The organism is Hydrogenophilus thiooxidans (assembly GCF_019049855.1).
Classification (GTDB): Bacteria; Pseudomonadota; Gammaproteobacteria; order Burkholderiales; family Rhodocyclaceae; genus Hydrogenophilus; species Hydrogenophilus thiooxidans.
On record NZ_JAHLSY010000039.1, the window covers coordinates 1 to 9255 of the forward strand.

The 9255-nt window shown below is 55.2% G+C and carries 12 protein-coding genes, 1 pseudogene and 1 CRISPR repeat array; of the genes and pseudogenes, 3 read left to right on the plus strand and 10 right to left on the minus strand.

What is annotated here, in order from left to right; all coding sequences use genetic code 11:
- Positions 1-76: 76 nt before the first annotated feature.
- The 5 genes from KUL93_RS11750 to KUL93_RS10855 all read right to left on the minus strand — a co-directional run bounded on the left by KUL93_RS11750 (position 77) and on the right by KUL93_RS10855 (position 1889).
- Complete coding sequence (locus KUL93_RS11750) at positions 77-307, minus strand: tyrosine-type recombinase/integrase (RefSeq protein ID WP_346731691.1); 231 nt, start codon at positions 305-307, stop codon at positions 77-79.
- Positions 308-310: 3 nt separating this feature from the next.
- Complete coding sequence (locus KUL93_RS10840) at positions 311-562, minus strand: hypothetical protein (RefSeq protein WP_119336207.1); 252 nt, start codon at positions 560-562, stop codon at positions 311-313.
- A 9-nt stretch (positions 563-571) separates the two neighbouring features.
- On the minus strand, positions 572-997 hold the full coding sequence (locus KUL93_RS10845) for a PIN domain-containing protein (protein WP_217127059.1): 426 nt from the start codon (positions 995-997) through the stop codon (positions 572-574).
- A gap of 249 nt (positions 998-1246) precedes the next feature.
- Positions 1247-1657, minus strand: coding sequence for a DUF2442 domain-containing protein (locus tag KUL93_RS10850; protein WP_217127060.1), 411 nt, complete (start codon positions 1655-1657; stop codon positions 1247-1249).
- A complete protein-coding gene (locus KUL93_RS10855) occupies positions 1644-1889 on the minus strand; it encodes a DUF4160 domain-containing protein (RefSeq protein WP_217127061.1) in 246 nt (81 codons plus the stop codon). Before KUL93_RS10855 ends, KUL93_RS10850 begins: the two co-directional genes overlap by 14 nt.
- Positions 1890-1993: 104 nt before the next feature.
- On the opposite strand from KUL93_RS10855, the pseudogene KUL93_RS10860 reads away from it, so the two are divergent.
- Positions 1994-2261: pseudogene (locus KUL93_RS10860) on the plus strand (integrase core domain-containing protein); the annotation flags it as partial.
- 451 nt (positions 2262-2712) lie between these two features.
- On the opposite strand, the gene KUL93_RS10865 reads toward KUL93_RS10860, so the two are convergent.
- From KUL93_RS10865 to parA, 5 genes are all read right to left on the minus strand, one after another.
- Entirely contained in the window at positions 2713-3432 is a 720-nt protein-coding gene (locus tag KUL93_RS10865; protein WP_217127066.1) for a transposase, read from the minus strand.
- 91 nt (positions 3433-3523) lie between these two features.
- Positions 3524-3796, minus strand: coding sequence for a hypothetical protein (locus tag KUL93_RS10870; protein ID WP_217127062.1), 273 nt, complete (start codon positions 3794-3796; stop codon positions 3524-3526).
- 114 nt (positions 3797-3910) lie between these two features.
- A complete protein-coding gene (locus KUL93_RS10875) occupies positions 3911-4777 on the minus strand; it encodes a hypothetical protein (RefSeq protein WP_217127063.1) in 867 nt (288 codons plus the stop codon).
- 375 nt (positions 4778-5152) lie between these two features.
- Positions 5153-5368 carry a hypothetical protein gene (locus KUL93_RS10880; RefSeq protein ID WP_119336191.1) on the minus strand — a complete coding sequence of 72 codons (216 nt, stop codon included), beginning with the start codon at positions 5366-5368 and terminating at the stop codon, positions 5153-5155.
- Positions 5365-5994 (minus strand): ParA family partition ATPase, encoded by a 630-nt coding sequence (parA, locus tag KUL93_RS10885; RefSeq protein ID WP_217127064.1) that lies wholly within the window; start codon positions 5992-5994, stop codon positions 5365-5367. Before parA ends, KUL93_RS10880 begins: the two co-directional genes overlap by 4 nt.
- A gap of 183 nt (positions 5995-6177) precedes the next feature.
- Between parA and KUL93_RS10890 the strand changes: the two genes are divergently transcribed.
- The gene (locus KUL93_RS10890) at positions 6178-6408 is read left to right on the plus strand and encodes a WGR domain-containing protein (protein ID WP_119336251.1); all 231 of its coding nucleotides are present in this window, start codon (positions 6178-6180) and stop codon (positions 6406-6408) included.
- A gap of 43 nt (positions 6409-6451) precedes the next feature.
- A complete protein-coding gene (cas1, locus tag KUL93_RS10895) occupies positions 6452-8179 on the plus strand; it encodes a CRISPR-associated endonuclease Cas1 (RefSeq protein ID WP_217127065.1) in 1728 nt (575 codons plus the stop codon).
- A 109-nt stretch (positions 8180-8288) separates the two neighbouring features.
- Positions 8289-9076: a CRISPR direct-repeat array (repeat unit 36 nt; unit sequence GTCGACACTGTTATCCCAACCGGTTGGGCTTGTGAC).
- Positions 9077-9255 lie beyond the last annotated feature (179 nt).

Below are 9255 nucleotides of genomic sequence, written 5' to 3' on the forward strand. Positions count from 1 at the left end.
CCGGGCGGGGATTTTTCCCGGTGTTCGACCCTCAGCCAGTTAGGAGGGTGGGTCAGTTTTATCTGGCCAAAGTGGGTCAAAATTCGTGGCCATTGACACAACGAAGCGCCACCAGTTCGCTCACCCTGAGCCCATGGCGAAACGCGATCAGAATCAACGCCGCGTCGCGCTCCCCGTGGCGGCCGAGCTTGCGAGCCGCAGCGACCATGCTATCAACCTCGCTTGCAGTCAAGTACTCGCGCGGACGACGAGTAGCGTTCGGCACGCGACGCGGTGGAAACTGCTTTTCACCTGAAGCCATGGGCATCTATCATCGAACATCGGTTTCCATCGGTGGCGTGTCCGCTGCCTTGGCAAGAACTGCGAGCGCCTCATCCTTGCTGGTTCGTGCCGCGAGCGCGCGCAGCCGCGTCATGTAAAGCATCTGCTCGCGTATCAACAAGCCATCGTGGATGAGCTCGGCGTAGAGGCGGTTTTCCGAGACGCCCAGCTCCTTGGCCAGGCGCTTACCACGGGCCCGCTCCTCCTCAGGAATCCGCAACGGGAAAGAGAGTTTGCGCATGGTTACCTCCTAATGGGTCAAAGCGCGCAGCAACTGCCCTGGGGTACAGAGGGCGATATGCGGAAAGCGCAGTTCTGCCCGAACAAAATCCTTGACATTGTGGGTGACGATCGTGCAGGGCCAAGCTGCCACGGCGATCTCCATGATAAAATTATCGGCTTCATCCTCGAGGTTAGGACGCCACAGGTAGCGCACCTCGACCTCATGAGCGCTGGCCACCAGGTGGGCAAGCACCAGTTCGACCTCGTCCCAAGAAAGCCCCGTCTGCGCCAAAATCTCCGGGCGGCTGAGCACCGCACGGTACTCATAGACCAGCTTGTGATGAACGACCAACGCGAGATCGCCCGTCAAGGCGCGACGGACAATTGCGTTGCTTGCCCCGTTTCTCGACCGGAAAGCGGCGACCAGGACATTGGTATCGAGCAGATAGCGCATTGCTGAATGATATCAGTATTGATATCCATTGGAAAACATCCTCGGGTGTTGCTCGATCCTGTTCGGCAAAGCTCGATACTTTCCCGTTTTCGTTGGTTGGCGGGTGGTGTCGGGCATGGGCGGAATTCCAAGCGCAGCCGGGTAGTCAATCGGGAGACTTTACCAAAAAGGGATCTTTTGGGGAAAGTTACGCTGTGGCCCACGAGCTTCGACAGAAGCGCTCGCAGCAAAGAGCGCGTACCCGATCGATCACGCGCTTTTCGTGCGCGGCCTTCCGCCTTTGCGTCCGTTGATGCGGGCACTTGCCGCTTTGGCGGGGGTGCGGGCTTTTCCACCTGCGGCGCCAAGCTGGGCAGCCATCCAACTCGGGGAGCCGAATTGGCCAGCAATCACGCCAGGGAGATAAAGATCGACGTCCAAGCTAGGCCAGTGTAGCCCCAACCCAGAGGGGCTGATCTCGATGTTGGCCAGATCCTCGGGAGAAGCTTTGGCGAGGCCCTCGACCAGATGCGTAGGAAAGCGAATCTCTACTCCCGTGCTCATCCTGACCGCGACACGTCCCGAACGACGATCGTAACGGGCAGAAACCGCATAGCCGCTTGCTCTTCGATCTTGAGCCGCTTGGTTGGCTTTGCGATACTCACTTTCAGTAATCGCCATGAATCCTTCTCCAGTCATCGCACATTGCGGTCAAGTGTTTCGTCAGCTCAGTCAGAATCGCGTTCAGATCCGACCGGGTAAAGCCATAGTTTTCGCGAAGCTCGATCGGTCCATCTGGGCAGTTCAAGAAGAAGACGGCTTCACTGGAACCGATCACATGAACATGGGCGGGTCGATGATCGTTCGGATAGATCACCACGCGCAGACCGTCAATGCGCAAGAGTGTGGGCATGACCCCATTATATCAAAAACCCAAGCGCTTAGGATATTACCTGTCTCTTCTCGAATTCGCCGTGAGATCCAGCAAGCGCCAGCGATCCTCAGTCATCACGAGCTTGTGCTAGGCTCATCCAACTGCGTCATCCGCAGACCAACAGGATGGTAGAGCGCTTCAATGGTCGCATTGCTGAGATTCTGCGCTCCGAACGCTTTGTCTCGGCAGCCGACCTGAAAGAGACGCTCACGCGATACCTCTTGGCGTACAGTTACCTCATTCTTCCTGCGTGCTTTTGGCCACATGACACCTATTGAGAAACTTCGATGGTGGCAATCTGAGCGACCAGATCTCTTTGTTTCAATAGTAGATAATGTCACGGGTCTTGACTCGGACCAGGAGCGTACATTTGTCTTCGCTTTGCCCTATCCTTTCCGTTCCAAAGAAGAACCGGGCAGAGACTTCGTGCGCAAGAAGATTGAATGGGCGCGTTATCCCACTCTGCCCACCGCTGTTCAACTCCTTGAAGACCTGCAAACCGAACTCTACCGCGATGCCGTCGTGCCAATTGCCCTGGCGCATCGCTACACCGCCATTAGCCTGCAACCTAGCGGGCGCGTGCTTGACTTGCTCACCCGGAGAGCCTTGAAATGAGCACCTTCCGCGACAACTTAGGAATCCCTGAACAAACCGATTTTTGCTGTTCCACTACCGCATCGCGAGTCGATTGTGCGATGCTGACCTTCGTAACCCCAAAAGCGGGCTCAAGAGCGGGCGTTTTTTCTCCGATTCGCGCCGTTTTTCGCGCAGTGGCGCCCCTCATCCCGGCTTTTTCTGGGAATCAGGACGCAATTTGGCCGTGTCGTGCCAAAAGTCGCCGCTTGACGAGAAAAAGGTTCGCCAGCGCAAAGAGGGTAAAAAGTTGCGCCGTGTTCTTCGCAAGCCCCCTGTAACGCACCTTGCGATGGCCAAAGCGGTTCTTGACGATGTGAAACGCGTGCTCGACTTTCGCGCGAATGCTCGCGTTGCGCCGCTCGGCAAGTCGTGCGGTTTCGTCGCAGAGCGCGCTTCGTTTTCCCGCGCGCAGTGCAACGTGCCAACATATCTTCAACCCTTGGGTCTCAGCACGCCTGTCAACGCCTTGATAGCCCGCATCGGCATATACGTCGCTCTCTTCGCCATGCACCAGGGCGTGTGCCTGGGTCACGTCATGGACGTTGGCAGGAGTGGTCACCAGGTGATGCACCACGCCTGTTTCGTCCGGCGCCGATTCGTGTGAGAGGTCGATACGCACGAAACGCCGAATCGCCTGACTGTCATAGAGCGCATCCTCGCATCCTTCGTCCGATAGCCCAAAGCATTGTTGCACCAGGTACATGCGCAGCATGCGCTCAAGACCAATCGGCCGACCTCCTCTGCCTTCACTTTTCGGGTAGTACGGCGCAATCACCGCCGTGAGTTCGGCCCACGGTACCAGCTTTTCCAGTTCCGAAAGAAACCGTTCGCGACGGGTTACCTTCTTCTTGCCCGTAAATTCCGCTTCCGAAAAGCTGATCTGCATCATGGGCTCCTACTCAGGCTAGCTGCTTCCCTGGTTCGTAACGTAACAGATTTCACGCGCAAAGGGAAGAATAAATCAGGGGTTCCCTAGATCACCGATCATTGAAAATATCGTTGTTGTCGAATAAATCGTCTATCCTGCTAGAGCTGTCCAGACAATCATACATGCTGCTAGAATCTGTTCCATACGGATTTCCCTCTATATCAACTCCGCCAACCATTGGGAGGCCGCTTGCAGGATTTATTTGATTGTTGTGCCAGAAATCTTGGTTACTATCAATCATGTCGTCTTCCACAGTTTTGATGTTGGAGTTATTGATGTTCGATATATTGAACAAATAATAAAACCAGTCAATAAATCCCATGTTTATCTCTCCCCTAGATATGACAACCAGTGAAAATGTGAAATCAATGTCGTCGGACGGACCGCTTGTGTCATGAGTTTACTGTAAAATTAAGTCGGTTTTCCGAAAAATATATTATCCTGCCAGAAAATTATGAACAGTCTGCCACCAGTTGCTTCTCGTTTCTTCAGAAAATAAGGTTAATATCTGTAATGCAGAAATGAGGCCCAAGGCAAAACCGATCAATTGCCAACGCTTGTTTTCTTTGTCGCGTTCCATGTCAGATATAATCCGATAAAGTACTTGTGTTTGTTCAATGAGCTCTTTATTGAAGTTTTCGATGCGCAAACGATCGATGATCGCATCCCAAATAAGCGGAAGCTCGCTATTTTCCATTTTCACTGGGTGACGGAAATAGCATTGGGCATTGAAAAGTAGTGCATTGTGCACAAGATTCTCCAACTCTTTTTTGTTAGGCTGGCAATCGCTCAGCATGTTCATCAGCTTTTCGATTTGAATGCGATAAGCGACAGCGAGAGAAAGCAGGATGATGGCTCGCTCGAACGTTTTTTTCTCAAATGTTTTACCTATCATAGAAATACCCATTCCATCAATGCATATATAGCGGTTAGAACGCTCTTCGTAATCTTTTGGTTTGAGTGAGTTGGAATCTCTCAACCATTGAGATGCATTTTTGTAATGCTCTTCATTTGGTTCTTGGTTTTGATCGAGATCCTGCCATATTGCCCTTGCAATAGCATTTTTGTCTTCTGGCTTCGTTGGGAAGAAAGTGACAAAAATGTTTGTCTTGAAAACCGTGTTGCCGAAGAACTCTAGGCGCCAGTATTTTTTGTTGGTGATTGGATTGACCTTTTGCTTTCCTTTGAATCCTTTGATCAACGGGTTTTGAAGGAAGTTGATTGGTTTTCCGTCGATTTTCAATTCTTCCCATTCGGTTTCATTGTATTCTTTACCAATCTCTTTGTTGATTTTTACGTGCATCGTTATTGCTCCTTGTTTTCATTTTATGGTTACGAAGGTGCTAAGATCATGAATGGAACGGGACGTCAAGTCATTGACCAAAAGAAATTTGGAAAAGGAAAGCCATCATCCGTGATTCAACCAGTTGAGCTTGTGTCACTGATGTAACGACAATGCGACTAAGTTTTTCAATCGTCGCCCCTATCCCAACTACTTGACTGGTAGGTTCTGGCCCTGTGTCTTCGTGAAAAATGCTGCAACTGAAGAAAACGAGGAAACAGACCACCTTTACGCGCGGTCAGCCGAGCGCACAAAGGTGATCGTTGCCGTGTAGTGCGTTGCTAATCAACCTGTGATGGCAATTCCAAGATGAAGCGCTGTCCATGAACTCCGCAATTACTGATTTCCGTATTTCTCGAAAAGCAGCTCGCGGATCTCATCGACTATCTTGTTGCCCCGCATCGCGCACTGCGCTTTAATCTTGCGGTGCAGGCTTTCGGGAATGTCGATGGTGAGCCGCTTCATCGGCTCTTTGTGGAGTTCGCGGTTTTTGACCCAAGAATCGGCGGCACCTGCGGTGGGTTTCGGTGAGATGGTGATTTTCTTGCTCATGGGGCAAACCTCTGCAATTCGTCACGCAATGCTTCGATTTCGGTGGTGGCGGCACCGTTGGGGTCGGCCTCATGCACGGAGAGCCCCTGCGCGGCCGCCTCGGCAAACACCACCCGTTGTGTGATCGTCGTCTCGAAAACCGGAATGGGGTATGCTGCGAGCGCCTCTTTGACATCGCGCCCGATCACCGTGTTGGCAATGCGGCGGTTGATCACGAACGCCGATTTCAGTGCCTCTTTATAGATGGTGGCCTCTTGGATGAGCGAGACCACCTCGGCAGCCGCCCAAATATCGTACGGGGACGGCTGGACCGGGATGAGGACGACTTCTGAGGCCATGATCACTGACCGGGCAAGATCGGTGACGCGCGGCGGGCCGTCGATCACGATGTGGTCGTACCCGTGCCCCAAGTGGTTGAGCTCTTTGTGAACGGTGGCCCGGGGAAACCCGACCACTGTAAAGAGCGGTTCACCTTGTCGCGCAGCGGCCCAGTCGAGCGCGCTGCCCTGGGGGTCGGCGTCGATCAGCAAGACACGGGCGCCTGTCCGCGCCAGGCTTGCCGCCAGGTTGACACTCAGGGTGGTTTTTCCCACTCCCCCTTTTTGGTTCAACATTCCGATGATCATTACCAGCTCCGTTGTCGGTCGTAATTGAAATTTTACAGAAAAAATGATATAAGTGAAACATCAGACCATGTTTTCTGTTTTTGCGGCATGCGAGCAGAATCCGCAGCAAAAGCAGGAAAACTGAAATCAGTAAAACATTGTTTGTTTTCACGCATGGACAGACAGAATACGGAGCACGACCCCATGCCCGAGCGCGCGCACTACTTCTGGGTCCATCCAGAAAAACAGCGCTGGTACGCGGTGCGCGTTACGCGCGATCTCTTTGGGGCATGGCTCGTCGTCCGCGCCTGGGGAAGCCTGCGCAATCGCCTGGGGGGCGAGCGGTGTGACGTAGTTGCATCTCCCGCAGCAGCTGCAAAACGGTTGCGGACGATCGCACGGCAACGGCAGCGACACGGTTACCTGTTGCGGTGAGTTGTGGTTTGCTCATGGCTGTTTATGGCACAGTGAGGATGTCATGATCAAACCCTACGCCTGGTGGGCTGCCGAAGTGACGCTCATCGCGGTGAGCACGCCGCGCCGAAGTCACTTCCTTTCGGTGTTCGAAGCGCTCGTGAAAGGCGCAGCGGAAGCGGCAGCGGTGAACGAACCACTGCTTTGGCATCTGCCGCAGAAGCGAGCCACCGATTGGCGTTACCAACCAGGCGAAGAGGTGACCGTGGCGTTGCAACTCTTTGCCGAAGAGCCGGAAGCGGGGCAGCGCCTGACCGCACAATTGGCGCAACGGTTGAACGAACCGGCTGCTGCCCACACCCATTTCGTTTTCCGAACCGCAACGCCGTGGCGGTACGAAACCGCCCAAGCGATCGTCTCCTCTGATGGGTGGCTGCTGGAGTTTCTCACGCCGTTTCACCTCAAAGGCACGACTGACAAACAAACGGTCGCGCCGCACCAATGGCAGCGTGCCGCACAAAAACGCATTGCGAAACTGTTTGGCGCCCAGCCGCTTCTTCCGCCCGTCGCGCGTATTGTGCCCATTGACTGGCAATACTGGCGATGCGTGCATCGTTCGCGCTCGCAGAACGGGAATCCCTTTTTCCTCAACGGCGGTGTGGGCCGCCTGGCCTTTTTTGCCGATCCCGAGTGGCAATTCTGGTTGGGGTTGCTGGCCGCGGTGGGCACGGGGGATCGTCTTTCGTTTTCTTTGGGGCGGTTTCTCTGTACGCCGCTTTCTCCAATGGCGACGCAAAGGGCGACGCCTACCTCCAAAGAGACGGCACAGGCCCTCTACCTCACGACCCCAGGGCAGCGCATTGGGCTGGAAAATGGCGCGGTGGTGGTGAGCGGCCGTGAAAGTGAAACCCAGCGCCACCCGTTGCGGCTGCTTTCGCACCTATTTGTCTTGGCGCCGGCGACGCTCACCACTGCTGCGATCGAAGCATGCGCCGAAGCGGACGTGCCGATTCTGATCGCGACACCAAAACGCAGACCCGTGGTGCTGTTGGGGCAACGGCAAGCGGCGCGCAAAAACCGGATACTGGCTGCGCAGCACCGCTGCTGGGCTGCACTGAGCGAAACCGAACGCGCGCAGATTGCCGCTGTCTGGGTGCGGGGAAAAATCCTGCGGCAGCAGGCACTCATCCGTTCCCGCTATCGGGCGGGCGACGCCGCGGTGTTGGCGGCGCTGGATGAGGAGTTGCGTCGTTTGGCACGATGTCAGCGCGTTGCGGCGGTGCGCGGTGTCGAGGGGAGTGCTGCGCGACGCTATTACCCGTGGCTGGCGACGCAACATGCGGCGTGGGGGCGCTGGCAGGGGCGGTCGCGTCCAGCAAAGGATCTGCTCAACGCACTGCTCAATTTCGGCTACACGCTGCTCATTCCGGTCGTGGAGCGATGGGTGCGGGTGGAGGGGCTCGATCCGTATCTGGGCGCGCTGCACAGCAGTGCTGGACGCTATCCGTCGCTGGTGTTCGACGTGGTAGAACCGTTCCGGGCGGCAGTCGACCGGCTGATTCTGGCGCTTTGGGGACGAAGACAGATCGACGAAGCCGACTTTTTGCCCGATGCGGCGTCGTGGCGGCTCTCTCCTGACGCGCGACGGACGTTTCTGTTGGCGTTCGACAAAATGGTGCGGGGCGGCGAACGCCCGCTGGAGCAAGAGATACGTAGCGTCGTGGCGTCGTTGCGCCAAGCGATCGAACACGACCAGGTGCGCGAATGGGTAGAAAAAACCTACTACTTTTGACAAAATTCGGGACCTCTTGTGAAACGAGCCGATTTCGTGCCAAAATTGAGGAGGTCCCGAATGGAACGGGGCGGAAAGCCTTGCGCCACAAGGGATCTGAAAGGGTAGAGTCGACACTGTTATCCCAACCGGTTGGGCTTGTGACCGCGCGCCCGTTTTTTTCATTTTGATGCCAAGTCGACACTGTTATCCCAACCGGTTGGGCTTGTGACCGAGAGTCCCCGTTCCTTAACGAGGTGCTTAACGTCGACACTGTTATCCCAACCGGTTGGGCTTGTGACTGAAGCGGCGAGAACAACGCATTCCAGCGCCGCGTCGACACTGTTATCCCAACCGGTTGGGCTTGTGACGCGGAGAGTTTCATTCTTTCCGCCAGGCTGAAGTCGACACTGTTATCCCAACCGGTTGGGCTTGTGACATTAACGCAAGCATCCTGATCTGCTGATTGGGTCGACACTGTTATCCCAACCGGTTGGGCTTGTGACCAGCGGCTGGCGCACCATCTCCTCAACCACGATGTCGACACTGTTATCCCAACCGGTTGGGCTTGTGACCGTTCTTCGCGGAGCTTGAACCAAAACCAGGCCGTCGACACTGTTATCCCAACCGGTTGGGCTTGTGACCACTTGGCCTCCTCGCTTCCGTCTTCGAGCTTCTGTCGACACTGTTATCCCAACCGGTTGGGCTTGTGACGCCAAGCCGCTCACCACGGCTCGGTCGGTGAGTGTCGACACTGTTATCCCAACCGGTTGGGCTTGTGACTTTACCTTTCTCGGGTCTTCCGGCAGCAGCCGTCGACACTGTTATCCCAACCGGTTGGGCTTGTGACTTGGGAGCACCCGCCCCCCGCCAAAGCGCCGAGTCGACACTGTTATCCCAACCGGTTGGGCTTGTCACCAGGGCAATCGCATGAATGCCACTGTCGTGGACTGCTGAAATAGTCGTTCACGATCTAATGGGTTGCCAAGGGGGCTATACACAGTGTCTTGATTTGTGTAGTTTTCTGTCTTTTTGGGGTGGCCCATGGAGACGGGGAACAAGCTGCGGTTGGCGGACGTATTCGTATCGATCAGTGA